This window comes from Bradyrhizobium iriomotense (assembly GCF_030160715.1).
GTDB lineage: Bacteria > Pseudomonadota > Alphaproteobacteria > Rhizobiales > Xanthobacteraceae > Bradyrhizobium > Bradyrhizobium iriomotense.
Genome location: NZ_BSOW01000002.1, coordinates 396,085 through 421,673, shown reverse-complemented (window position 1 = coordinate 421,673; position 25,589 = coordinate 396,085). Strand labels below are relative to the sequence as shown.

23 protein-coding genes are annotated in these 25,589 nt (G+C 61.3%); 14 read left to right on the top strand and 9 right to left on the bottom strand.

What is annotated here, in order from left to right; genetic code table 11:
• Positions 1 to 53: 53 nt before the first annotated feature.
• Genes QQL28_RS04210 through QQL28_RS04200 form a run of 3 tightly spaced genes read right to left on the bottom strand, consistent with a single transcriptional unit; the run spans position 54 to position 3,175 of the window.
• The gene (locus QQL28_RS04210; protein ID WP_284261425.1) at positions 54 to 488 is read right to left on the bottom strand and encodes a hypothetical protein; all 435 of its coding nucleotides are present in this window, start codon (positions 486 to 488) and stop codon (positions 54 to 56) included.
• Positions 489 to 536: 48 nt separating this feature from the next.
• Complete coding sequence (locus QQL28_RS04205) at positions 537 to 1,910, bottom strand: NAD(P)/FAD-dependent oxidoreductase (protein ID WP_284261423.1); 1,374 nt, start codon at positions 1,908 to 1,910, stop codon at positions 537 to 539.
• Between the two features lie 50 nt (positions 1,911 to 1,960).
• Positions 1,961 to 3,175, bottom strand: a complete 1,215-nt coding sequence (locus QQL28_RS04200) for a globin domain-containing protein (protein WP_284261421.1) — start codon at positions 3,173 to 3,175, stop codon at positions 1,961 to 1,963.
• Between the two features lie 200 nt (positions 3,176 to 3,375).
• Here QQL28_RS04200 and QQL28_RS04195 point away from each other — a divergent pair, with 200 nt between their 5' ends.
• Positions 3,376 to 3,639 (top strand): hypothetical protein, encoded by a 264-nt coding sequence (locus tag QQL28_RS04195; protein ID WP_284261414.1) that lies wholly within the window; start codon positions 3,376 to 3,378, stop codon positions 3,637 to 3,639.
• Positions 3,640 to 3,697: 58 nt separating this feature from the next.
• On the opposite strand, the gene QQL28_RS04190 is transcribed toward QQL28_RS04195, so the two are convergent.
• The 5 genes from QQL28_RS04190 to QQL28_RS04170 form a co-directional block, all read right to left on the bottom strand.
• Positions 3,698 to 4,483, bottom strand: a complete 786-nt coding sequence (locus QQL28_RS04190) for an enoyl-CoA hydratase (RefSeq protein ID WP_284261412.1) — start codon at positions 4,481 to 4,483, stop codon at positions 3,698 to 3,700.
• A gap of 32 nt (positions 4,484 to 4,515) precedes the next feature.
• Positions 4,516 to 5,739, bottom strand: coding sequence for a CaiB/BaiF CoA transferase family protein (locus tag QQL28_RS04185; protein WP_284261410.1), 1,224 nt, complete (start codon positions 5,737 to 5,739; stop codon positions 4,516 to 4,518).
• Between the two features lie 29 nt (positions 5,740 to 5,768).
• Positions 5,769 to 6,620 carry an enoyl-CoA hydratase-related protein gene (locus QQL28_RS04180; RefSeq protein WP_284261408.1) on the bottom strand — a complete coding sequence of 284 codons (852 nt, stop codon included), beginning with the start codon at positions 6,618 to 6,620 and terminating at the stop codon, positions 5,769 to 5,771.
• A gap of 89 nt (positions 6,621 to 6,709) precedes the next feature.
• The gene (locus QQL28_RS04175) at positions 6,710 to 7,687 is read right to left on the bottom strand and encodes a 3-hydroxyacyl-CoA dehydrogenase NAD-binding domain-containing protein (RefSeq protein ID WP_284261406.1); all 978 of its coding nucleotides are present in this window, start codon (positions 7,685 to 7,687) and stop codon (positions 6,710 to 6,712) included.
• 25 nt (positions 7,688 to 7,712) lie between these two features.
• On the bottom strand, positions 7,713 to 8,627 hold the full coding sequence (locus QQL28_RS04170) for a 3-hydroxyacyl-CoA dehydrogenase (RefSeq protein WP_284261404.1): 915 nt from the start codon (positions 8,625 to 8,627) through the stop codon (positions 7,713 to 7,715).
• 290 nt (positions 8,628 to 8,917) lie between these two features.
• Here QQL28_RS04170 and QQL28_RS04165 point away from each other — a divergent pair, with 290 nt between their 5' ends.
• On the top strand, positions 8,918 to 15,229 hold the full coding sequence (locus tag QQL28_RS04165; protein WP_284261560.1) for an AAA family ATPase: 6,312 nt from the start codon (positions 8,918 to 8,920) through the stop codon (positions 15,227 to 15,229).
• Here the strand turns inward: QQL28_RS04165 and QQL28_RS04160 are convergent.
• Positions 15,204 to 15,602: a response regulator transcription factor gene (locus QQL28_RS04160; RefSeq protein ID WP_284261402.1), complete on the bottom strand. Its 399-nt coding sequence runs from the start codon at positions 15,600 to 15,602 to the stop codon at positions 15,204 to 15,206. The two genes, QQL28_RS04165 and QQL28_RS04160, sit on opposite strands and share 26 nt — an antisense overlap.
• A 570-nt stretch (positions 15,603 to 16,172) precedes the next feature.
• Here QQL28_RS04160 and QQL28_RS04155 point away from each other — a divergent pair.
• The 12 genes from QQL28_RS04155 (at position 16,173) to hemA (ending at position 25,588) form a co-directional block, all read left to right on the top strand.
• The gene (locus QQL28_RS04155; RefSeq protein WP_284261400.1) at positions 16,173 to 16,388 is read left to right on the top strand and encodes a hypothetical protein; all 216 of its coding nucleotides are present in this window, start codon (positions 16,173 to 16,175) and stop codon (positions 16,386 to 16,388) included.
• Between the two features lie 229 nt (positions 16,389 to 16,617).
• Positions 16,618 to 17,253, top strand: a complete 636-nt coding sequence (locus QQL28_RS04150; RefSeq protein ID WP_284261398.1) for a response regulator transcription factor — start codon at positions 16,618 to 16,620, stop codon at positions 17,251 to 17,253.
• 204 nt (positions 17,254 to 17,457) lie between these two features.
• The gene (locus QQL28_RS04145) at positions 17,458 to 17,925 is read left to right on the top strand and encodes a winged helix-turn-helix domain-containing protein (RefSeq protein WP_284261396.1); all 468 of its coding nucleotides are present in this window, start codon (positions 17,458 to 17,460) and stop codon (positions 17,923 to 17,925) included.
• 46 nt (positions 17,926 to 17,971) lie between these two features.
• Positions 17,972 to 19,597 carry an FUSC family protein gene (locus tag QQL28_RS04140; protein WP_284261395.1) on the top strand — a complete coding sequence of 542 codons (1,626 nt, stop codon included), beginning with the start codon at positions 17,972 to 17,974 and terminating at the stop codon, positions 19,595 to 19,597.
• Entirely contained in the window at positions 19,597 to 19,800 is a 204-nt protein-coding gene (locus QQL28_RS04135) for a DUF1656 domain-containing protein (RefSeq protein WP_284261393.1), read from the top strand. Before QQL28_RS04140 ends, QQL28_RS04135 begins: the two co-directional genes overlap by 1 nt.
• 11 nt (positions 19,801 to 19,811) lie before the next feature.
• Positions 19,812 to 20,996, top strand: a complete 1,185-nt coding sequence (locus tag QQL28_RS04130) for an HlyD family secretion protein (protein WP_284261389.1) — start codon at positions 19,812 to 19,814, stop codon at positions 20,994 to 20,996.
• Positions 20,997 to 21,231: 235 nt separating this feature from the next.
• Positions 21,232 to 21,540, top strand: a complete 309-nt coding sequence (locus QQL28_RS04125) for a hypothetical protein (protein ID WP_284261385.1) — start codon at positions 21,232 to 21,234, stop codon at positions 21,538 to 21,540.
• Positions 21,541 to 21,726: 186 nt separating this feature from the next.
• Positions 21,727 to 21,960: a DUF6894 family protein gene (locus QQL28_RS04120; protein WP_284261383.1), complete on the top strand. Its 234-nt coding sequence runs from the start codon at positions 21,727 to 21,729 to the stop codon at positions 21,958 to 21,960.
• A 7-nt stretch (positions 21,961 to 21,967) separates the two neighbouring features.
• Complete coding sequence (clpX, locus tag QQL28_RS04115; protein WP_284261381.1) at positions 21,968 to 23,236, top strand: ATP-dependent Clp protease ATP-binding subunit ClpX; 1,269 nt, start codon at positions 21,968 to 21,970, stop codon at positions 23,234 to 23,236.
• A gap of 2 nt (positions 23,237 to 23,238) precedes the next feature.
• The gene (locus QQL28_RS04110) at positions 23,239 to 23,403 is read left to right on the top strand and encodes a hypothetical protein (protein WP_284261379.1); all 165 of its coding nucleotides are present in this window, start codon (positions 23,239 to 23,241) and stop codon (positions 23,401 to 23,403) included.
• Positions 23,400 to 23,609: a hypothetical protein gene (locus QQL28_RS04105; RefSeq protein WP_284261377.1), complete on the top strand. Its 210-nt coding sequence runs from the start codon at positions 23,400 to 23,402 to the stop codon at positions 23,607 to 23,609. Before QQL28_RS04110 ends, QQL28_RS04105 begins: the two co-directional genes overlap by 4 nt.
• 749 nt (positions 23,610 to 24,358) lie before the next feature.
• A complete protein-coding gene (hemA, locus tag QQL28_RS04100) occupies positions 24,359 to 25,588 on the top strand; it encodes a 5-aminolevulinate synthase (protein WP_284261375.1) in 1,230 nt (409 codons plus the stop codon).
• The last annotated feature ends 1 nt before the right edge of the window (position 25,589 follow it).

The following is a 25,589-nucleotide window of genomic DNA, read 5'->3' as shown; positions in this document are numbered from 1 at the left end:
CACGCCTGCGGAATTCTCAACGAGCCGATTTGCTTCCCTGCTCGTAAGCCGGCCTATCCTCGCCTGAGCTGTTCGAGCCAGCTCGCAAAGCGAGGGTGCCTGGTAAATCGACCGTCTAAAGCAGCTAATTCTTGTCGAAAGGACGGAAGAGAAAGAGTTCTTTCAATATCGGGCTCTCTTATCTTCCAGATCGCCGATGGAAGGAAGCCATGCACCTTAAGCTCATAAAGCTCGTAGATTGAGTAGATGATTTCATGCGCTGCTCGACGTTCTTCTGGTGTCATGTCCAAGTTGCACGGTGCGTCGCTTTCAACGAAAGCGGCTATCGGGAGGTTGCGCCTCAGGTCGGAGATCCGGTCGGAGTATTTGAGGAAAATGTCAGCTCCTACACGCCTGTTGTTGGTGTGCAGCGCGGCGTAGATGGCAATACTGCCAACTATGACGGTGCCAAGCGTCATAAATCTCAAAATGTGATCGAGCACCTGCATTGTCCATCAACTCAGGGATCCTAATCATCGAAGCAAGCGTGGTGCAGCTTACGATGTCGGCCGGTGGCCCTCACGCGAGTCCCGCGCGGGAGCAGCGACGCTCGGCGGCTCCGGGATCAATCGCGAGCTGCGCTGGCCGGTGAAATACGACCAGAGCCACTGGTGCTGCACGCGCCAACGGTTCTGCAACTGCGGCAGGGCGAGGATGTGAACGAACGCCCACACCAGCCACGTCAGGGCGCCACTCGTGCGCAGCCAGCCGCGCTCCAGCACCGCGTAATTCTTGCCGACGACCGCCATATTGCCCTTGTCGAAATAGCTGAACGGGCGCTTGACCTTCCGTCCCTTCAGCTCCTTGGCGATCAGCCGCCCGACATAGTGTCCTTCCTGGATCGCCGCCTGCGCAACGCCTGGCACCGGGTGTTCGTTTTTTTGCATGACCGACGACGCATCGCCCACGACGAAAACGCCGGGCGCCTCCACGACCTTCAGGAAGGGATCAACGAGCGCGCGCCCTGCGCGGTCGGTCTTGGTGCCGAGCATCTTTGGGATCGGCGATGCCGCAACCCCCGCGGTCCAGAGCACCGTGGCGCTGGGGATCCGGTTTCCGCCGGCGACCACGCCCTGCGCGTCGACGGTCTCGACCTTCACTCCGGTCAAGACCTTCACGCCGAGCTTTTCGAGGCGTCGGGTCGCTCTGCGGGACAGCGACTCGGCAAAGGTCGGCAGAACCCGCTTGCCTGCGTCGAGCAGAATGATGTTCGCCTGTGCCGGATCGATACGGCGGAAGTTGCCGCGCAGCGTCCCCTTCACCATCTGCGCGAGAGACGCGGCGAGCTCCACGCCGGAGGGACCAGCGCCGACCAGCACGAACGTCATCTGACGCGCGCGTTCGGCCTCGTCCTCGGTCGTCGCGGCCAGTTCAAACGCGCCGAGGATTTTGGCTCGGATCGTCTCGGCGTCACTGAGGTTCTTGAGGCCCGGCGCATATTGAGCGAACTCGTCGTGCCCGAAGTAGCTCGGATGCATGCCGGTCGCGACCACCAGGTAGTCGTAGGCGATCTTGAGCGCGCCCGCGCCAGGCGAAGACGCCTCGATCGTGCGGGAAGCCACGTCGATACCGGTGACCTCCGCCAGGAGCACGCTGAGGTTTTTCTGCTTCACTTCGAGCTGACGGATCGGCGCGGCGATCTCCGCAGGCGAGAGGACCGCCGTCGCCACCTGGTAGAGCAGCGGCTGAAAGATATGATGATTGCGGCGGTCGATCAGGACGACATCGACATCGGCGCGCCGGAGCGCACGCGCCGCTGCGATCCCTGCAAAGCCGCCGCCAATGATGACGACGCGCTTGCGCTCTCGGCGGGGGGCCTCGGCAACGGCAGTCGCCTTGTCAGCCCGGGTCTCAGCCAACATCACGCTCATAGGTTCACCTCGTTCGTGCTCTTTGTCACTAGTTTCAGCAAGCCATCGGCCTATTCGTAATCTGCCTGCCACAGGTCCGGGCCGAACATTTCGTACTGGATATCCCGGGGTGGAATGCCAAGCGCGATAAGGGCGCTGCGGATCGAATGCATGAACGGGACCGGTCCGCACATGTGGTACACCGCATTGTCGGGCAGGCGGACGTGTGACAGGTCCATCTTGCCGGCGAAGACGCCTTGCACCGGCAATTTGCTGTCGGCTCCCTGCTCGTACCAGACATAGATAGAAGCATGACGCAGCGCGACGATGTCATCGCGGATCTGGTCGCGGAGAGCGAAGGCATTCTCGTTGTGGTCGGCGTGCAGCAGCATGATCGGCAATGCGGACCCAGTGGTGGCAAGGTGCGAGAGCATCCCAGCCATCGGGGTAATGCCGATACCCGCGCTGATGAACACCATCGAGCGCCCAGAGTAGTCGTCCAGCACCAGGGGACCGAAAGGAACGGACAAGGTCAGCACGTCGCCCACGCTGACGTTGGTGTGCAACAGCGTCGACGCCTCTCCGTCGGGCTTTCCTGCTGCGCCGTGCACTCTTTTGACCGAAAACTGGCGGGAGTCTCCCTGGTCGGCCCGGCTCAGACTGTACTGGCGCGATTGTCGCGTGCCGTCGGGCAGCGGCACCTGCACCGATATATATTGGCCGGGAAGCGACGGCTTCACCAGGTGATCCTCGATGCGCTTGACGACAAACGTCACCACATCATCGGTTTCCTGGATCTTCTTCTCGACCTCCCATTGCCGCCATACCGTCTGCGGACTCACGCCGCGCGCGCCGTAGAGGCCGCGCTCCACGTGGGTCAGGGTGTAGGCCATCAGCCAGTACACCTCATCCCACGCTGCCGCGACGTCCGGCGTCACCGCGTCACCCAACACCTCTGCAATGGCCGACATCAGGTGGTCATGGACGATCTGGTACTGCTCCGGCTGGATGCCCAGCGACGTGTGCTTGTGCGCAATGCGGGACAGAAGATTCTCGGGCAGCCGATCAGGCGAGTTCACCAGTGCGGTGGCAAATGCGGCCACCGATCCAGCCAAGGCTTGCTGCTGGGTGGCGTCGGCCTGGTGGCTGCGGTTGAAGAGCCCATCCATCAGCTCCGGATGTGCTGCAAACAGAAGCCCATAAAAGCACTTGGCGATTTCCTCGATGTGCGCGCCGACGGCTGGCAGTGTCGCTTGGATGATGGGTCGAGACTTGTCTGAGAGCACGACGCTCCTCCGTGTGATGCGTTGTCTTGCGGCTTCTCGATAGCTACGCCGCGTGACCCAAATGCGCGAGTTAATGCTGCCAAACTTACGCAAATCTCGATAAGACGCTGCAAACAAGAGAGGCTCGGGGGGCAAGTTGAACGTCGCGGTTCTCGTCGTCGCGACGAACAGAAATAGTCCCAGGCTCCGGAGGCCGGATCATGGAAGAGAATCCGAAGGTCACCGTCGCGCTAGTCCACGGTGCTCTCAACGTTCCAGCCGTGGGGCCCCGCTATGGCATCCTGGCGCACCAGAAGCCGGCCATTTTGCAATGCGCGGGCTTGCTCGATGCCTCGACGGCGCTGAGAACAGTTGGCTTCATCGTGGCCAGGAACACTACGAAGCACAGCGCTACCATGGCAAACGTGGCGAAGCTCAAGACGTGTTTCATATCAGTCCACGCCTTTGCCTGGCGCCGCTCTTAATCCCGGTTTGCGTCGCGCCATACTCGACGCGACGCCCATCGATTGCTGCGGGCGCGGGCTATTTGGCCGCGACGGGCGCCTTCGTCTTGTTGAAGTTGGGCGGCCGCTTCTCGAGGAAGGCCGAGAGCGCTTCCTTGGCGTCTGCCGAGGTTACCCGCTCCATGAACTCCTGGTTCTCATTCTTGATCGCCGCATTGAGCTGGCCAATCGAAGGCTGCTTGAGGAGCCGCTTGCTCGCCAGCAACGCGCTGCTCGGTTTTGCCGCCAGCTTCTGCGCCGTTGCGGTAGCTGTCGTGAGCAGGTCGGCATCGGGCACCACGCGGGTCACGAGGCCCAGCTCCGCTGCCCGCGCAGCCGTGAACGGCTCTCCCAGCAAGTACAATTCCGCCGCCCGGAGATGGCCCACGCGCGCCGGTATCGAGAAGCTCGATCCGAATTCCGGCACCAGCGCCAGGTTGATGAACGGTAGCTGGAATTTCGCGCTCTCCACAGCGTAGATGAAATCGCAGTGCGTCAGGATCGTGGTTCCGCCGCCGATCGCTGCGCCTTGCACGGCCGCGACGATCGGCTTTTCGAACCTGACGAACGCGTCCATCAGGTCGCCTTGCGGAAATGCGCCCGGCCTGGGCGGATTCTTGAGGAAATCCACGACGTCGTTTCCGGCGCAGAACACGTTTCCGGTGCTGTGCCAGAGCACGACACGGATCGCGTCGTCCTTGTCAGCTTGGTTGAGGATGTCGGCCAGCTCCGTATACATGGCGGACGTCATGGCGTTTTTCTGGGCCGGGCGATTAAGTTGGACCCGCAGGATGCCGTCGGTATGCTCGGTGAGGATCTCGCTCATGGGCTTGTTCCTTTCTCTCTGTCCGTCCTGTGTCAGGCGTGTTCCTTGACTTTTGGCACCGCGCCGTTGGCGCGCAGGTCCTCGATGCCATCGGTGTCAAATCCCAGGTCACGCAGGATCTCTTCGGTGTGCTCGCCGAGGTTGGGAGCACGCCGGGCCGGAACCTTGGCGACACCGTGCACCTGAATCGGGCTGCTAATCGTCGAAGTCAGCTTGCCGCCGGCTCCTTCGAGCGGAACCACGATGTCGTTTGCCACCAGCTGCGGATCGTTGATTACCTCTTCCGGTCCGCGTACGGCGCCGAACGTGACGTGCACGCCGCTGAAAACCTCCTCCCAGTGCGCCATCGGCTGCGCGGAGAAAAGATCGTCGAAGATGGCCGTGAGCTGCGGCATGTTCGCCATCAGCTTCGCGGGATCCGAGAACCGCGGATCGGTCAAGAGATCCGGCCGGCCGATCGCCTTCGCCACCGCCGCCAACTTGTCGGGCATGACGATGAGAACGAACCAGGTGCCGTCGGAGGCGCGATACACGTTGAGCGCAGCACTTGCCGGATGCTTGCGATCATGCAGCCCGTAGAACTTCGCGCCGGCTAGCGCAGCCTGAATCGAAACGCTCGCCGACCAGACGCCCTCGGCGAGCAGCGAGGTTGTGACATACGCGCCCTTGCCGGTGCGCTCGCGGCGGTACAGTGCCGTGACGATCGCCGAATAGATTCCCACGGCCGTCGCGTTATCGCCGCTGCCGGCCACCGGCCAGGTCGGCGGCGCGCCGGCATCGCGCGTCATCGACAGCAGGCCGCTGCGCGCCCAGTATGACGTGATGTCGAAGCCGGGGAGACTGGCATCCGGCCCCTTTTCGCCAAAGCCGGTGAGATCCGCGTAGATTAGCCGCGGATTCCATTGCATGACGTCGGCGTATTCGAGCTTCAATTTCTTGCGCGCGGGATGCGGCGTATTGACGATGAATACGTCGGCCCACCTGACCAGCTGCTCGACGACCTGCTGCGCGCTTGGTGACTTCAGGTCGAGCGTGATGCTGCGCTTGTTGCGGTTGGCGAGATGCCACTGATAGGGATCATCTGAAGCAGGCTGCGGCGGGATCTTATGCGCATGTCGCCAGGGGTCACCGCTCGGCGGTTCGACCTTGATGACGTCGGCGCCGAAATCCGACAGGATGACGGCGGCGCCGGGCGCCGCGACGAAGCTCGCGAAATCAACCACCTTCAGTCCAGAAAAAACGTTGTCGCTTGCCATTGGGTCTCTCCTAAATCGTCGCGTTGGCTTCACCGCCCCAGGAACTTGGGGGCGCGCTTCTCGAGGAAGGCAGACGTCCCTTCCTTCTTGTCTTCCGTCCCGGCGCACAGCCCGAAGTAGGAGGCTTCCAGTGCGAAGCCCTCGCTCTGGCTCGTGTCCAATCCCTTGTTCACGGCCTCGAGCGAAAGCTTGACAGCGATGGGAGCGTTCGAAGCGATCATCTTCAGGATGGCTTCCGCACGCGGGATGAGATCGGTTGCCTGGACGACTTCGTTGACGAGCCCGATGCGCCAGGCCTCTTGCGCGCTGATGATCTCGCCGGACAGAATGAGCTGGAGCGCGCGGCCCTTTCCGACTAGGCGCGGCAGGCGTTGCGTGCCGCCGCCCCCGGGAAGCAATCCCAGCTTGACCTCGGGCTGGCCGAACTTCGCGTGCTCGACAGCGATGCGGATGGAGCAGGCCATTGCCGTCTCGCAGCCGCCGCCGAGTGCAAAGCCATTGATCGCCGCGATCACCGGCTTGCCGAGATTCTCGACGAGATCGAGCACCTCCTGCCCGGAGCTGCTGGACCGTTCGGCATCGATCGCACTCGCATGCGCGAGCTCGCTGATGTCGGCGCCGGCGACGAATGCCTTGTCACCTGCGCCGGTGAGGATGACGCCGCGCACGGCGTCGTCGTCCCGCGCATGCTCGAAGGCCGTGCGCAGATCCTTCCATGTCGGCGTGTTCAGGGCGTTGAGCACCTTGGGCCGGTTGATGGTCACATAGGCGACCGCGCCGCGCTTTTCGTACAGGACGTTTGCGAGCGTCAGTGTCGCCGCCGAAGGATCGGCAGGCACTGCTGCGGGCGGAGAGTCGAGCGTCGTTGTTGTCGATGACATGTTGATCTCTCTTCTCAGGTTGCGAGCCGGCGCAATGCGCACCGGCGCGCTTTTCGGTTCTCAGATGAATGCGCAGAACCCGCTTGGGCTTACGCAACTGGCTCGATCGATTTCGTCTGGGTCGACTTGGCGGCCTTCTTGCGCAGTTCGAGCAGGCCGAGAAGGACTTCGTCGCGCTCCGCCTCCAGCTCCGCAATGGTGCGCGATCCGACTTCCGCGTGGACGCTGTCGATCAGCTTCTGCTGCACGTCCGGCGTCAGCACCGGCGAGCCGAGCGTCTTCCACCAGGCCGTCATCGGCCCCGAGAACTGATGGAAGAAGTGCTCGATGCCACCCGGGCCGCCGCCGAGGTGATTGAGCATCAAGTTGCCCATGATTCCCCAGCGCAGGCCCGGGCCCCAGGAGAGGGCGGTGTCGACGTCGGCGGCGCTCACCACGCCCTCGGCGACAAGATAGTAGACCTCGCGAGCCACTGCGGACTGCAGCCGGTTGGCGACGTGGCCGGGCAGCTCCTTCTTGACGCGCACCGTCTTTTGCCCGATGGACGTGTAGAATTCCTCCACGCGCTGGATTGTCGCTTCCGAGGTCTTGGCTCCGCCGACGATCTCGGTCAGCGGGATCAGGTGCGGCGGATTGAACGGATGACCGATGACGCAGCGCTCGGGGTGCGCCGCGGCGCCTTTCTGGATCTCGCTCATGGTGAGCCCCGACGAGCTCGATGCAATGATCACTTCGGGAGCCAGTAGCTCGTCGAGCTGCCCATAGAGCTTCTGCTTGAAATCAATCCGCTCGGGGCCGTTCTCCTGAACGAGGTCGACGCCAGCGACCGCCTGTGTGAGATCTGCCGTGAACTTGAGGTTCGACTGCGATGCTCCCGCCGACAGGCCCAGCCGCTTGAGAGCTGGCCAGGCCGTGTCCACGAACTTGCGAAGCGAGGCCTCCGCGTTCGGCGCGGGGTCGGTTGCGATAACCTGCAATCCTTTGGCGAGGAACAGCGAGGCCCAGCTCGCGCCGATCACGCCGGTGCCGATGATGGCGATGCGGCGAATGGGTTTGGTATTCGACATGGTTTGATTCTCCTGTTCGGCTTTTTCAGACTTCGGCGTAGGCGATGCCGGTGAGGTTGCCCTGGGCGTAGAGGAAGTTGCGCACGTTCTTGCCATCGAGGTCGGCGGAATAGACCGAGCCGGCGAAGTCGGTGACGAACATCCGGTTGCCGGGCACGTCGAGGGCGATGCCGATGCCTTCCATCAAATGCGTGACAACAATCTCCGGATCGGCCTTTGTGTCGACGGGCGCGCGATTGACGGTGTTGCCGCGCGGCGGATCGCCGCGATCGGTCCAGTAGAGGACACGGTTCGCCACATCGAGTTCGAGGTCGATCGGCTCCGGCAGACGATCGAACAGCACCTCGATGTCGGAACGGTTCGTCGGGGTCTCGCCCTTCGGGATCTCGATGTTGGCGCGGAAGATGCGGCCCTGCTCGCCATTGTCGGGGCCCTTCTGCGTCCAGTAGATTTTCTTGAACTTCGGATCGATGGTGATCCCGACGCACCACAGGTTTTGATCGCGCGCATCGTTGTCGCCGTGGCCGGTTTGGACCAGCGTCTCGACCTGCGAGCCGTCGAGATTGGCGCGCATCACGCGCATGCCCTCGCGGTCGCACCAATAGAGCTTGCCGTTCTCCTTATCGAGGTGCATCTGCTTCGGCGTGTGGATGACGCCCTGAGGGACGATGACCTTGCGGTTCCCACCGTCGAGGTCGGCGCGCTCGATGGAGCCGTCGTTGAGAGGGGGAACGCCCATGTTGGTCCAATAGATGTGACCAGCCTCGACATCCACGACGATGCCATCCGGGAGGCGGCCATCCTTGACGATGATCTTGCGGTCGGAACCATCGGGATTCATCGAGTGAATGCGGTCTCCGCTCAGTTCGAGAACGAACAGTCGGCCGGAACGGGTGGTGCCGGATGAGGTCTTCGATTTGGTGGCTTCGATTGTCGTCATGGTCTTTCCTTCGGCTGTCGCAGTTGTCTTCTCTCACGTGGCCTTCGCTCGTCCCTATCTGACCCACATCGGCCGCCATCGCGAGTAAAGCCCGGCAAATCGTGCCAAATCGCTGCTAAGCAGGCGGCGGGGTTCCACGCATTTCGGATCAGACAAAACGAACGGGCGGCTGGAATTTCTCAGGCAATGCGGTACGATTTCTGCGGGCCCGAGAGAGAGGCCGGGCCCATGGCGCACCTAAAACTTGGTTGACCGACCTTAACTCGGAGCACGGATGCCGGAGGCTGATGATGGTGCCGCATTCGTCGAACCTGGCGTACTCGGACGGTGACCCTCAGGTCCTGTGGAGAGACAGCGAACGCGTCTTTCACCGCGGCTGGCGACTGGACGATGAGGGCAAGCGGCGCGCAGTGCTGCTTGTTGCTCCTGCTGCTGACCACCCGTCGCGATCATGTCTCGATCGGCTCACGCACGAATACGAACTGAAGGACGAACTCGACAGGGCGTGGGCTGTGCGGCCGCTGGACCTCGTGCGCGACGCCGGTCGAACCATGCTGGTGCTCGATGATGCGGGCGAGCCGCTCGAGCGGTTGCTCGGCGTGCCCATGGATATGGGGCGCTTGTTGCGCCTCGGCTGCACGATTGCCTCGGCTCTGGGCAAGCTTCACCAGCGCGGGCTCGTTCACAAAGATATCAAGCCAACCAACATCCTGTTAAACGAGGCAACCGGCGAAGTGCGGCTGACCGGGTTCGGGATCACCTCGCGCTTCGCGCGCGAACGTCAGTCGCCTCACCCCCCCGAGACGATCGCCGGCACGCTTGCCTACATGGCGCCCGAGCAGACCGGGCGGATGAATCGGTCAATCGATTCCCGGAGCGATCTGTACGCGCTCGGCGTCACTTTCTACCAAATGCTCACCGGTGCTTTGCCGTTCACCGCTGCTGAGCCGATGGAATGGGTACATTGCCATCTCGCTAGGCAGCCCGTGCCGCCGGTCGAGCGGCTGAAAGAAATCCCTGGCACCGTCTCGGCGATCGTCATGAAGCTGCTCGCGAAGAGGGCCGAAGACCGCTATCAAACGGCGGCCGGCCTCGAAAGCGATCTTCGCAGCTGCCTGGTCGAATGGCAGGCGCAGGGCCGGATCCAAAACTTTCCATTGGGCGAACACGATACACCCGACCGGCTGCTGATCGCCGAGAAACTCTACGGGCGGCGGCGCGAGGTTGAGACCCTGCTCGCCTCCTTCGATCGCGTCGTCAACGGTGGCGCCCCGGAATTGGTTCTGGTTTCGGGCTATTCCGGCGTGGGCAAATCCTCGGTCGTCAACGAGCTGCAGCCGGTGCTGGTACCGCCGCGAGGCCTTTTCGCTTCCGGCAAGTTCGACCAGTACAAACGCGACATTCCCTACGCGACGCTGGCACAAGCCTTTCAGAGCCTGGTCCGGCCGCTGCTCGGCAAGAGCGAAGCCGACCTTGCGCCTTGGCGCGACGCATTGCGGGAAGCGCTGGGACCGAACGCAGGACTGATTGTGGATCTCGTTCCTGACGTCAGGCTAATCGTTGGAGAGCCACCGCCGGTCCCGGAGCTTCCGCCACAAGACGCGCAACGGCGCTTCCAGCTCGTGTTTCGACAGTTCATCGGTGTCTTCGCCCGACCTGAACATCCCCTGGCGCTCTTCCTCGATGACTTGCAATGGCTCGACGCGGCGACGCTTGACCTCGTGGAAGACCTGTTGAACCGGTCCGATCTCCGCAATCTTCTCCTCGTCGGCGCCTTCCGCGATAACGAGGTCACCGCAGCACATCCGCTCATGCGTAAGCTGGAGACGATTCGGGCAACCGGAAGAGTGCAGGATATCAAACTTGCTTCGCTGAGAACCGAACACCTGGAAGAACTTGTCGCGGACTCGCTCCGCTGCGACGCAGAGCTGGCCGCCCAGCTCGCGGGGTTGGTGCACGCGAAGACCGATGGGAATCCTTTCTTTGTGATCCAATTTCTTCACGCGCTCGCCGGCGAAGGTCTCCTGGCATTCGATCACGAGGGGGAGCGATGGTCCTGGGACCTCGAAGGCATCCACGCCAAGCAATATACCGACAACGTCGTGGAGCTCCTGGCCGCGAAGCTGACGCGGCTGCCGCTCGGCACGCAGGGAGCGTTGCAGCATCTCGCTTGCCTTGGTCATGTCGCCGACGTTACGATGCTTTCGATCATTGTGGGGACGTCCGAGGAAGGGGTGCACGCGGCTCTCTGGGAGGCCCGGCGTCAACAATTGATCGACGGCGTTGATCGCTCCTACAAATTCATTCACGACCGCGTGCAGGAAGCCGCCTATGCCCTGATCCCGGAAAACGCGCGCGCCGAGGGGCATTTGGCAATCGGCCGGCTGCTTTTGGCGCAGACGCCGCCGGAAAGGCGCGACGAGACGATCTTCGAGATCGTCAACCAGCTCAACCGTGGCTCGCGGCTGATAACGTCACCAGAGGAACGTGAGCAACTCGCCGAGCTGAACCTGGCCGCCGGCAAGCGCGCCAAGGCGTCGTCGGCGTATGCCTCCGCGCTGGCTTATCTCACCGCCGGTGCGACGCTGTTGCCCCAGGACGCATGGCAACGCCGGCAGGAACTGGCCTTTGAGTCGGAGCTGCACGCCGCCGACTGCGAAGTCTGTACCGGGGCACTGCAAGCCGCCGAGCAGCGGCTGGCGGCGTTGGCAACGCGCACTGTCGACAACGTTCAACGATGCATCGTGGCGCAGCGGCGCGTGGATCTGTACGTAATCCTTGGGGCGGCCGAGAGGGTGGTCGCGGTTGCCCTGGAATGCTTGCGGCATGTAGGCATCGATTGGTCGGCGCATCCGACCGAGGCGGAAGCGCGCCGCGAGTACGAGCGCATCTGGGTCCTGCTCGGAGATCGCACGATCGAGGACCTTTTTGACCTGCCGCTAATTCGGGATCCGCAGGCCCGCGCGACGCTCGATTTGCTCACCAGCCTGGTTCTCCCGGCACTGTACACCGACCCGAACTTGTTCGCACTCAGCGCCTGCATGGCCGTCAATCTCAGCCTGGAGCACGGCAACGGTGAAGGATCACTGTTGAACTACGCAGTAACGGCGATGATCGCCGGTCCCCGCTTTGGCCACTATGATGAAGCCTATCGATTTGGAAGAGTGGCTTGCGATCTGCTCGAACGCCGCGGATTGACGTACTTTGGGGCTCGGACCTATACGGCCTTTGCGATCGTGGTTCCGTGGACACGACCACTCAGGGAGGGCATCGAACCCTCACGTCGCGCCTTCCAGATGGCGAAGGAGAACGGCGACCCTGCCTATGCCGCATTCGCGTCCCGCGGTCTCAGCAGCATCCTTCTTGCCCTGGGCCATCCACTCGACCAATTCGAGCGGGAAGGCCAGGACGCATTAGAGTTCGTACAGAGGTACGGATTTTTCCTCGACAGACTTTCCGCGCCGATCGGGCTCGCCCGAACCCTGCGCGGTAAAACCACGAAGTTTGGCTCCCTCGACAACGGTGAATTCACGGAGCGCTCTTTCGAAGAGCGCTGCACGGGGCAACCCGCTCGCGTCTTTCTGGAATGCTTCTACTGGATCCGCAAGCTCCAGGCGCGCCTCTTCGCCGGCGACTACGTCTCGGCGATCGAGGCCGCCGAAAAGGCAGAGCAATGGTACGCGACCTCGCCGGGGCTGGCGCTCTTCCCAGCTGAGAAGGCGGAATGCCATTTCTATGCTGGCCTGTGCCGCGCCGCACAGTGCGAACCTGTGGGTCCCGACCCCTACGCCAGGCATCGAGAAGCACTTGGCGCGCACGAGCGAGAGCTTCGGGCGTTGGCGGTGAATTGCCCAGAGAATTTCGAGGATCGTGCAACGCTGCTCGCTGCCGAGATTGCCCGGATCGAGGGGCGTCCGCTCGACGCCATGGACCTATACGAGCGCGCCATCGCATCGGCACGCACTAACGGCTTTGTCCACAATGAGGCGCTCGCCTGCGAGCTGGCCGGCCGCTTCTACGCAGCGCGCGGCCTCGAGGAGATCGCGCATCACTACCTGGGAAGCGCGCGGCGGGGCTATCTGCGATGGGGCGCCGACGGAAAGGTGCGGCAACTCGACGAGTTCCATCCGCGGCTGAGGCAGGACGAGCGCACGCGGGGTCCAATGGGTACGATCGAGGCACCGGTCGAACATCTCGATCTCGCAACGATGATCGAGGTCTCGCAGGCGCTCTCTGGCGAGATGGTGCTGGAAAAGCTCATCGACAAACTCATGCGCGCAGCCCTTAAGCACGCGGGCGCCGAACGAGGCCTTCTGATTGTCCCGCGAGGTGATGAGCTGCAGATACAGGCGGATGCGATCGCTAGCGGCGAGAATGTCACCGTGCATCTGCGCGATGGCTTCTACAGCACAGCCGCGTTGCCGGAGTCGTTGGTTCGCTATGGAATGCGGACGCATGAAATGGTGATTCTCGACGACGCTTCATCTCAGCAGGCATTTTCTGATCCCTATCTGCTTCAGGGGCATGTCCGCTCTATTCTCAGCTTGCCATTGATCAATCAGGGAAAGCTCACGGCGATTCTCTATCTCGAGAACAATCTGACGCCGAACGTTTTCACGCCCGACCGCGTCGCCTTGCTGAAGGTGCTTGCGTCGCAAGCGGCCATCTCGCTTGAAAACTCGCGGCTATATCATGATCTCGCAGATCGCGAACGGAAAATCCGACATTTGGTTGACGCCAACATCATCGGGATAATCATTGCTGATCGCGAACGTCGGATCCTTGAAGCCAATGACGCGTTTTTACGTATGCTGGGATATAGCCGTGAGGACCTCGTCTTGGGTCGCAGCTTGACCGACCTGACTCCGCCGGAATGGCGCGAAGCCGACGAGCGTATTTGGGCAGAAATGATCTCGACCGGAATCGCTCAGCCCTTCGAGAAGGAATATTTCCGGAAAGACGGTAGCCGCGTTCCCGTGCTCGTTGGTGCCGCCACGATGTTCAAGGACGGAGGCAACGAGGGGCTGGCGTTCGTGCTCGATCTAACCGAGCGCAAACGCGCGGAGGAGGCGCTGCGTCGCAGCGAAGCCTATTTGGCCGAAGCCCAACGCTTGAGTCATACCAGCAGCTGGGCCTTGGATGTGCGCCGTCGAGAGTTTGTGTATTTATCGTCCGAAGTATACCGCCTTTTTGGATTCGATCCGAAGAACGACATAGGATCACCCCAGCCCTTCTATGATCGTATTGTTCCCGAGGACAGAGAGCGGGTCATCGAATTGGCGCAGCAGGCGGTTCAAGAGAAAGCAGGCCGCGAAGTTGATTTTCGCATTGCACTTCCAGACGGAGCGATCAAGTACGTACATTCCGTCGGGCATCCCTTGCTCGGAACGGATGGCGAGGTAGTCGAAGTGGTTAGTACGCATATCGATGTTACCGAGCAGCACCTCGCAAATGAGGCGCTGCAAAAGGCCTTCGACGAAATCAAGAAATCAGAAGATCGCTTCCGACTGGTCGTCGACACAATTCCAGCATTGGTCTGGCGCGCCAGCCCGGATGGGATTCCCGACTTCCTCAATCAACCGGCCCTCGACTACACCGGCCTCAAATTGGACCAGGCCGAAACCGGCTGGCCTCGCGCCTTTCATCCGGAAGACAAGAAGGGCATGTTGCAGAAGTGGACTGCAATACGGGAGTCCGGCATGCCCGGCGAGCTCGAAGCCCGACTTCGCCGCTTCGATGGTGAATATCGCCGGTTTTTGTTTCGAGGCGTGCCGCTGCGCGATGAGTTGGGCAACATTGTCAAATGGTACGGGTCGTCTACTGACATCGAGGATCGAACACAAGCGCTGGCGCGGTTGCAGCAGATGCAGTCGGATCTCGCGCACATGAACCGCGTGAGTGTGATGGGAGAACTGGCAGCCTCGCTCTCTCACGAGATCGCGCAACCGATCGCCAGCGCGCGCAACAATGCCCGGGCGGCGCAGAATTTTCTGAGGATGCAGCCGCCAGACCTTGGCGAGGTCCGGGAGGCCCTTTCCTGCGTCGTTGCGGACGCAGATCGATCCGGGGACATCATCGATCGCATCCGAGAGCAAATCAAGAAAGCACCGCCGCGAAAAGAACGTTTTGATCTCAACGCGGCAATCAACGAAGTGATCATATTGGCACGAAGCGTGACCAACCAGAATGGTGTCTCCGTCCAAACCAGGCTTGCGGCGGCATTGCTTCCAGTTCTGGGCGACCGCATTCAGCTGCAACAAGTCTTGTTGAACCTGATCCTCAACGCGGCTGAAGCAATGAGCTCGGTTGAAGAGGGAGCAAGGCAGCTGTTGATCAGCACCGAGCAGGACCAGGCAGGCGCCCTGGTGGCCGTGCGCGATTCCGGGCCGGGCATTGATCCGGCGCATCTCGATCGGGTCTTTGAGGCCTTCTACACCACTAAGCCCAGTGGATCAGGCATGGGGCTGTCCATCTGCCGGTCCATCATCGATGCTCATGGGGGTCGGCTATGGGCGGAAGCGAACGCGCCTCGCGGCGCTGCATTCCAGTTCACCTTGCCCGGCGCTCACGAAGAGCTCACGATTCCGAGCCGTCCAAACTGAGAGCTTCGCGGACACATCGCGCGAGATGCTCGTCATCCACCGGCTTGCGCAGGTAACACACGGCCCCGTCATTTGCAGCGCGGGCCTGATCGGCGTCATTGGGAAACGCAGTCACGAGGATTGTCGGAATCGCGTGGCCTGTGTCGATAAGATATCGATAGAGTTCGAGCCCGGTCATGGCAGGCATATGGATGTCGGCGATCAGGCAGGCTGTATCGGCGAGGCGCGGGGAAGCGAGAAATTCCGCTGCAGAGGAGAAAATGTCGACCGCATAGCCCAGCGATCTCATGAGCCTGCACATGGAGTCACGAAAGAACCGATCGTCATCGACGATCGAAACCAACACCTTTTTCATCGTGCCGCCTATGGCCATTCCTAGCACCGTCGTACTGGAGGCCTAACTCTGCCGTAGCTCCGCGTGGAACTGCTTGATTTTTGTCAAGAATGCCACCGATGCGATGCTGGTGCCCCGTAAACTTTGGCTTATCCCGACGATACTTGCGAAGCTTGGCCGCCAATGACTTCTGATCGGGACTTTGGCTGACGGACGGCGCGCCGAGATCATAATTGGCGACTTGGGACCACGTCCGAGCATCGTAAGCCTTCGTATCGGTTTCGTGCCCCATTTGGATGCCCGACCTCGACCTGCGCTCAATTGAGCTGCTCGTGACGATCTCCTAAGTCTGCCTGCGAACGAAAGACGCATCAGACCAAGGGAGAGAACAATGCCTGATCGCTTCAAAAGTCACGGGGCTCACAAGGCCACGCGATGCGCAATCTGTGAGGGCAAGTTTGGCCTCGTCCGGCATTATTCGTGGCGAACCCCGCTTTGCTCAAGGAAGTGCGTCGATCGCCTCAAGGCTCGCCGCCAAAGTGACGGCAATTGGATGGGCTGGCTGCAAATCGCGTTTGACCATTCGCCCGAAAGCCGCGCGAGGATGTCATGACGCTTCAGATATCACAGCGAGGCAAGCAGTATCTCAAAACAGCAGAGACGTTGCTCCGCGCCGCCAGAACCATGACTGATCGAGTGGTTGCGACCCAGCTCAAAGCCCTCGCCGACGACTACGAGCGGCGTGCCGAGAAGGCTTCGCGCGATGATGCAGCCAGGGCATTGGCTCGAGTGGCCGCGAACGTTGAACGCGCGTGGGGTGCATGAACTGCCGGGGCGTCGCTCCGCAGCTATCAGATAGCCGCAGACATCCCGCCAAAGCGGACCAGCGCGGTCGACGGGGCGAACCGCCTCAGTATTGGGTAAACTTTGGAACCCCGCGCGTATGCTCCGGGAAAAATGGGGCTATTCAGGTTCCGGGTTTAGGACTAGAAATCCGCGATCTGGCCGCAAACCAGGACACCGGCTGATTTAGCGATCTCTTTGAGCAACAGCGATGTCTGACGCAACTTCCACCGTGTTGGTCATCGACGACGATCCGGACCTCCGAGCGTCGGTCGGGCGGCTCTTGCGATCGCTCGGCATCGACGTTCAGCTATTTGCCTCAGTTCCCGACTTCCTGAAGTCCGATCCACCGGATTGCCCCTCCTGCCTGGTGCTCGATATCAGGATGCCCGGCCAGAGCGGCCTGGATTTTCAGCGCGAGCTCGCTGCGGCAAACAGAGATATTCCGATCATATTTGTGACGGGACACGGCGACATCCCGATGTCCGTGCAGGCCATGAAGCGGGGCGCCATCGAGTTCCTGACCAAGCCATTCCGCGATCAGGATCTGCTCGACGCTATTCAGCTTGGTCTGTCCCGTGATCGTGCGCGGCGGGAGAATGACAAAGATCTGTCTGCTCTGAGGGAACGTTTCAGCTCGCTGAGCCCCAGGGAGCGCGAGATCGTGGTTCAGGTCGCTCGCGGCCGCCTGAGCAAACAGATTGCCCACGATATCGGTATCGCCGAGGCCACGGTGAAAGTGCATCGCAGCAGGGCGATGCAGAAAATGCAAGCCGGCTCACTGCCCGAACTCGGTCGGATGGCTGACAGGCTCAAGCTGGTGCCCGACAAGTCGCAACGTTCCTAACTGCATCCTTGCGCGAAGTTGCACGGTGGGCGCGCCTCTTGGGGTTCCCGGCAAGGCGCCGCGATCTGTAAATTTAGGTTCAGTTGACGCAGCCAAATCTGTCGTGCGCGCCACCCGGGTGCAATAGCCCGCCGCACTCCAAACCATCACATTGCGCCTCACGAGCATCTTTGCGGGATTAGTCCTGCCAGAGCACGCGAGGTCATGATGCCAGGATCGACTGCTGCCTTCGGACGCTTGGCGCAATTTCATCCCGAATCGGAACTTGACGCGAGAGGCGCCGCTCAAACTCCGGATACCGCCCAAGAACTCTTCGAGAACCGAACCGGATCGGCCGGTGCTGCTCCAGCCGACGTTTTGTTCGGACCGTTTCGCCTGGTTCCGACGCAATATCTTCTGCTGGAAGGCGATAAGCCCGTGCCTCTCGGAAGCCGGGCTCTGGAGATCCTGATTGCTTTGCTGGAACGCCGCGGTGAGCTGGTTAGCAAACAGGATCTGATGGCTCGAGTCTGGCCCAATATTTTCGTCGAGCCTGCCAACCTCACGGTCCATATGTCCGCGCTGCGTCGCGCACTGCGTGACGGCCGGGACGGGCATCGGTTCATCGTCAACATTCCCGGACGCGGCTACTGCTTCGTCGCCTCCGTCGAGGCGCCGAAACGCGGTAACTGAGCGCGAATGGCGAAGCATCCGCAGAGGCACTACCGTGGTCGCGACAATGGCAGAGCAACCGTTCACCGTAGCGAAGGTACCCGTCAGTTCTTGGAGCTTCGCGGTCCGCGTTTGGCTCGCCACGATCCTGGCCTTGTTCGTGAGCTTTTGGCTGCAGCTTGAAGCGCCGACCACGGCCGCCCTTACCATTGCGGTCCTCGCCGAGCCGACCCGCGGTCAGGCATTGGAAAAGGCGGGTTTTCGATTGCTCGCCACTGTCGTGGGCGTCGCAGCGTCAATCGCAATTACCGGCTTCTTTTCGCAGGCGAGGGATCTGATCCTGGCGGCGTTTGCGATGTGGCTTGGTATTTGTGTCTTTGCGGCAAAGCTTCTGGACGGCTATCGGGCTTATGCAGCGGTGCTGTCCGGCTACACCGTCGGATTCATAGCGACACAGCAGATCGATAACCCGCAGCACGTGTTCGAATCCGGCATGTCGCGTGGCGCCGCGATTGCGGTCGGCATTCTTTCGATAGCGGTTGTCAATACATTGATGTTTGCTCCCGACCGTCAATCGCGGTTGGTCGCGCAGCTCGCAGCGATCCATCACCGCGTCCGCAAATATGCAAGCGCAGCCTTCCACGGCGAACCAGACAACTCGTCGACCTTCCTGACCCTGCTCCGGGACATCGTAACGCTCCGTCCCGAAATGGCGAGTGTGGCTCTGGAATCGAGCAGCGGACCCGTCAGGAGCGCAGCCGCGCGTAGCCTGGCAGTTGGTCTCGTCGCAGAATTGCAGGCAGCCCGGACCTTGAGCAGCGGTCGCGCCCAAAGCAGCGACGCCGAACCTGACGTCTCGGCACAAAGCGATTTGTTTCGACGGGACCAGGAGGTTCGACAGGGTCTGTTGGCCCTGAAGTCAGTCAATTGGCCGTCGCGATTGTGGCGGGCGCCCTTGTACCGTTCCTATCGGATTGCCGCCGAAAGCGGAGTGCGCGCCGCTTTATGGTGTGCGATCGCCTCGATGATCTACGTCTGGGCTGGGTGGCCCGCGGCCAGCGTTTCGCTGTCTTTTGTCGTGTTGATCATCGGACTGGGCGCCACAACACCGAAGCCGCGCGCGTTCACCGCGATCGCGCTGATCGGTACGCCGATCGCTGCTTTGCTGGCCGGCGTACTCGAGTTCATCATCCTCAATGGCGCCGACGCCTTACCGCTGCTGGCCATCGCTCTTGCGCCTTTTACGGTCGGGGCAGCACTCCTTATGACCTCCAAAAATCTTCTCTGGTCATCGCTCGGTCGCGTCAGTCTACCTTACATCATGCTCATGCTCGCGCCGAGTAATCCGCAGACCTACAATCCGCAGGCCTTCCTCTTCACGTGCGTATTCATCGGCGCAGCCGCGGCGCTCCTGCTTGCGGCACAGATCCTGATTCCGCCCGTCTCCGATGACAAACGCAGGACGTGGCTGCTTGCGGAGGCTCGCAGCGAGCTTCGGCGGCGGGGTCCCCCGAATGACGAAGCTCCTGAGGAGGCAATGTTCCGTGCCGCTTCGCGAATCGAGCAATTTCTTTCCGCCGGAGGAGCGCAGGACAGCCGTGCCCTTACCGAAATGCTTTCTTGCTTCGACCAATCGGCGATGGTCCGGCTTCGCGATGCAGGCCGTGGCGTCGAATCCGCAAAGGCAACCTGATGGCACACACCTTTCCAGAGCTGGTCATCGGAGGCGTTCTGCTGGCGCCGTTTGTAACTTATTTGGCAGCGGCTCTTGCCGTCGTCGTTGTCCTTCGACCGCTTCTGCACGTCATCGGCTTCGCGAAGATGTTCAGTCACGCCTCGATTGCAGAGCTAAGTCTGTACGTAGCGATTCTCGGCTTTGCAATGCTGCTATTCTAGAGGAGATGGCCATGAGTGGGACCATTGATAATGAAGTCTTTCAGCAGGAGGAGGTGCATGCATTCGTTGCGCACTCGTCGCCGGATGTCGGTGACGCATGGCCTCGCCATGCCGGAGAACTCGACGACGTCGCGCGAAGGGTATCGGAAGCTGATCTACGCGATAAGCCGATCGTCTCGTCCTCCGGAAAGTCCACGGCGCTGCGGCGAGGCCGCGCCTTGCGAACCGTGCGGTCTCTGCTGCGCAAGATAGCGACAGCCGTCATCGCAGTTGCTGCGGTGCTTGTCGCTCTCGTGACTTGGGATCAATACAATGCCGGGCCCTGGACACGGGATGGGCGCGTCCGGGTTCAGGTTGCGAGCGTTGCACCAGAAATCTCTGGCAAGATCATGGAGTTGCGCATCGTCGACAATCAATTCGTTCATAAGGGTGACATCTTGTACGTCGTCGATTCCTTCGACTTCGACGTCGCGCTGCGCACGAACAAGGCGGCGTTGCAGCAAAGGATGGCCGACCTGAGCGTGAAGGAACTGCAGTCCGAGCGCCGGCGACGGTTGTCAGATCTGGCGAGCAGCACCGAAGAGAAGCAAATCTACGAGGGAAATGCGTTGCAGGCAAAGGCGGCCGTCGATTCGGCTCAACAGCAGGTGCGGCAGGCAGAGATCAATCTGAAGCGCACTGAAGTGCGGAGCCCGGTGAACGGAATTGTGACCAACCTTCTGCTGCGAGAAGGAGATTACGCGCATCTCGGTGCCGCAAATGTTTCGATCATCGACACGGACAGCTACTGGGTCGACGGCTATTTCGAGGAAACCAAACTAGCCCGGCTGTGCGTGGGGGACCGCGCCGAGGCAAAGCTGATGGGTTACTCCGCGCCAATCATTGGTCACATCGCGACGGTGACGCGTGGCGTCAGTGTGTCCAATGCCGCGGCTTCCACGCAAGGGTTGCCAAACGTCGATCCCGTTTACACATGGGTACGCTTGGCGCAGCGCGTGCCAGTCCGGATTGCGATCGATAATGTGCCGCCCGGCGTGCCGCTTGTGTCGGGCTTGACTGCAACTGTCACGATCCGCGACGGCGATAGACGAACGCTCCTGCAAAACGTTCGCGCCGAACTTGAGACGAGCTTCTTCGGATTGGTCGGCGAAGCTTCGGCACGACCAGGCTGCATCCCCAGCCCATCGTCGCCGTAAAAGGCGGGCCATTAGCAAGAATGTGCAGGCTCGCATCCGCCAGCAGATGAGCTTGGCGCCGCCTTTCCGCCAGGGAGGGCGCCCCCTGCTGCATCCGAAACCGCCACTCGCCCCGTCTAAGCCAAGGTTTAAGTAGGGCAACCACTGCCGTACTCGGAACGACACGCGTGCAATAGAACAGAGACGTGCAGAACCGTACGCTTGTGCGAGACAATTGGTGTTGCGGAGTTCAATCATGAGGAGAATAGCCGTTATCGTCGCGTTTGCCGCGATCAACGCATCCGCGATTCCAGCGGTTGCGGCGGATTGTACGGCGATTAATCACATCGACACCTCTTGCGTGCGGTTGGCGACTGTCAACAGCAAACAAGTTGACGCCGCCGACAACGAGAAGATTTGCCGCGCATACGCCGCTTCATTCTATGAGTCCGTGGTGCGAAGGCAGGTGTCCGCCAGCCGCGTCGACGGCGCGCGGGCTCTGGCTGCGCTCGATTCCGTGATCAACGCTTTCAATGACCTGTTGGCGACGAAGTGCGGCGGCTGAACCTCACTACGTCTCAAAAACAGCAACCCAGGAGGTGCGTAGATGATCCTGTTGCCACTCATGACCGCCTGGATGTGGTTCGAAATGTTTAAGGCATCACTGCTTCTGCCTTTGGTGCCGCGCCGTCGGGGAGACCAGGAGCGCTGAGATCTCCGGGCTACCCCGCCCCATTTGAAGAGGCTGAACATGACCCAAGTCTACTTCCACTGCTCCAACACGAAGAAGGTGTTCGTCGATCGTCGCGGCGCCTTGGTGGATGACCTCGCTGAGGCGTGCGATCATGCAACCCGCATCGTGCGATCCTTGATCGACGAGCGCAGCCTCGAGGATTGGCGTGACTGGGTCCTGCATGTGAGCGACGAGCAGGGCGGGGAACTGTTTGTTGTTCCCTTCACTTTCGTGCTCGCCAAGGTGCATTGAGGTCGCCATGGCAGTTCATTCACTTTCACAAAATACGCTGTACTGCTCCTTCTGCGACCAGAGCCAGCACGAAGTCCGCAAGGTCATCGCGGGGCCGACGGCGTTCATCTGCGACGAATGCGTCGAAATCTGCGTGGAAATGATCCGAGAGGAGAACATGTCCTCGCCGGCGAAGTCGCGTGACGGCGTCCCGACCCCGAGGGATATCCGCAAGGTCCTTGACGACTACGTGATCGGCCAGAGCCATGCGAAGAAGGTCCTGTCGGTCGCGGTGCACAACCACTACAAGCGCCTCAATCACCAGACCAAGCACAGCGACGTCGAGCTCGCGAAGTCGAACATCCTGCTGATCGGACCGACAGGTGCGGGCAAGACGCTGCTGGCGCAGACGCTCGCCCGCATCCTCGACGTGCCATTCACGATGGCGGATGCCACCACGCTGACCGAGGCCGGCTATGTCGGTGAGGACGTCGAGAGCATCATCCTAAAGCTGTTGCAGGCCGCCGACTACAACGTTGAGCGTGCCCAGCGCGGCATCGTCTATATCGACGAAATCGACAAGATCAGCCGCAAGTTGGAGAATCCGTCGATCACTCGCGACGTGTCGGGCGAGGGCGTGCAGCAGGCCCTGCTCAAGATCATCGAAGGCACGGTTGCTTCTGTTCCGCCGAAGGGCGGCCGCAAGCATCCGGAGCAGGAGTTCCTGCAGGTGGACACCACCAACATCCTCTTCATCTGCGGCGGCGCGTTCGCCGGCCTCGAGAAGATCATCTCCGCGCGCGGGCGCTCGACCTCGATCGGCTTCGCCGCCCAGGTACTTGCGCTGGAAGACCGCCGCACCGGCGAGATCTTCCGTCACGTCGAGCCGGAAGACCTTCTGAAGTACGGTCTGATACCGGAATTCGTCGGCCGTCTGCCAGTTGTCGCGACGCTGGAGGATCTGGACGAGACCTCGCTGAGGAAGATCCTCACTGATCCGAAGAACGCGCTCGTTAAGCAGTATCATCGGCTCTTCGGGATGGAGAACATCGAGCTGACTTTCGCCGACGAGGCGCTTGGCGCGGTCGCCCGCAAGGCGATCGAGCGTAAGACCGGTGCGCGCGGCCTTCGTTCAATCCTCGAGAGCATTCTGCTCGAGACCATGTTCGACCTCCCGGGCCTCGAAGGCGTCGAGCAAGTCGTGATCTCGCGCGAAGCGGTGGAGGGGACGGCGCGTCCTCTCTACATCTACCTCGATCGTCCGGTGGAAGTCAGCGCGCAATACGGAAGGAGCTGAAGATGGAAGAGTTCTTTCGATTTATCCAACAGTCTGGGCGCGAACGAAGCCGCCTGATTCGTGAAGACTCCGGTGACCGCGTCGTCCCGTCGGCTCCTGTCGGCGAGCAGGGAAAGAAGCCGCCGGGGCAAGTGAGCAGCGGCATCAATGCAGGAGTTGCCTCGTGATCAAGATCATCGCCGTGCTTTGCAGCCTGTCGTCTCCGGCAAATTGCCACGAGCAGATCGTGACGACATCGGATTTCGCCAACGTTTCGATGCAGTCGTGCCTGATGGGCGCGCCGCAGCTTGCCGACTGGATGACGCAGCATCCCGCCGAGCGTCTCGCGGCATGGCGCTGTGTGATCGGCAAGGACGACGGCAGAGGAGCTTAGGGTAAAATACCGGACGAGGACCGGCCGCTCCTCCATACGACTGACGTGTTGGATCGGAAGGATGCGGAGGCCCATTGGATCGAGGAATTCAACGACACACCTTGGGAGCAGACAATGAATAAGCTTCTCACTCATGCGGCAGCGGCGGGTTGCTTGATCGCATTTTTCTCCGTCGCGCAGGCCAGCTCCGCTTATGATGGGTCTTGGAACCTTCGCTTCGTGACGCAAAGAGGCGCGTGCGATCCGACCTACAATTTCACGGTCAACGTTAACAATGGCCTCGTCACGCATCCGAATCTGGTGAGGTTCGGAGGCCGTGTAGCGCGCTCAGGGTCCGTTCGCGCTTCCGTGACGGTTCAGGACAAATACGCGTCCGGCTCTGGCCGGCTCTCAGGCAATTCAGGTCGCGGGACATGGAGCGGCTATTCGGGAAGCGCACGTTGCTCGGGCTATTGGACCGCCGAGCGAAACTGACGACATGATCGATGCATTCGCATTCGCCACGATTTGCCGAGATTTGCACGGCTTCACTCGCACGGACGCTTCTCCTCCGATACCAATCTGCCTCATGGAAGTAAGTAGCTTTGCAAGTGCTCGGCGCCCAGCGCGTTCCTGACCCCTTGTTCGTGCAGGCACCCGCGGCCGGTCCTTTTCCCTCCCGAGGACCGGCCGCCCATTTCATGGCTGATGAGCATCGGATCGGATGGGCACGGCGATCGTTGAGCGCCAACTGGAGGAGATTTGGCTCCATGACCTACGATCATTTCTTTTCCGTCGCGCTTGCCCGCCTGCACCAAGAACGGCGCTACCGGGTGTTTGCTGATCTCGAGCGCATCGCCGGTCGTTTTCCGTACGCCAGATGGCATTCCCCTGACGGTCCGCGTCCGGTCGTGATCTGGTGCTCGAACGATTACCTTGGCATGGGCCAGCACCCGAAGGTGATCAGCGCCATGATTGAAACCGCGACCCGCATGGGCGCTGGCGCCGGCGGCACTCGCAACATTTCCGGCACGAACCATCCACTGGTCGAGTTGGAGCGCGAGCTCGCCGAGCTGCACGGCAAGGAAGCGGCGCTGGTTTTCACGTCGGGATATGTATCCAACGAAACCGGCATCCCGACCATCGCCGGTCTGCTTCCGGATTGCGTCATCCTGTCGGACGCCTGGAACCACAATTCGATGATCGAAGGCGTGCGGCGTGCCGGCGTGGAAAAGAAGATATGGCGCCACAACGATGTCGGCCATCTCGAAGAATTGTTGGCGGCGGAAGTCCTGGAGCGACCGAAGCTGATCGCCTTTGAAGCCCTCTATTCGATGGATGGCGACGTCGCGCCAGTGAAGAAAATCTGCGACCTCGCAGAGCGCTACGGTGCCATGACCTATATCGATGAGGTCCATTCGGCCGGCATGTACGGCCCGGCCGGTGCCGGCATTGCCGCGCGGGAAGGGGCCTTGCACCGCATTGACGTGGTCGAGGGCACGTTGGCGAAGGCCTTCGGTTGTCTCGGCGGCTATATCGCGGCGAATGCCGATATCATCGACGCGGTGCGCTCCTACGCGCCCGGATTTATCTTTACCACCGCGCTGCCCCCGGCAGTCTGCGCCGCCGCGACCGCGGCGATCCAGCATCTCAAGGCTTCACAGTGCGAGCGCGACCGCCATCAGGAACGCGCCGCGCGGGTCAAGGCCGTGCTCAATGAGGCAGGCCTACCAGTCATGCCCAGTGAAACACACATAGTACCTGTGATGGTGAGTGATCCGGAGAAGTGCAAGCAGGCGAGCGATCTCCTGCTCGCCAAACACGGCATCTATGTCCAGCCGATCAACTATCCGACCGTCCGGCGCGGAACCGAACGACTGCGCCTCACGCCGACGCCCTATCACGATGACAAACTGGTTGACGCGCTCGCCGAAGCGCTGGTCGATGTCTGGAGACGTCTTGGCTTGCCGCTCCGTTCTCGCGTGCTCGCGGCGGAGTGAC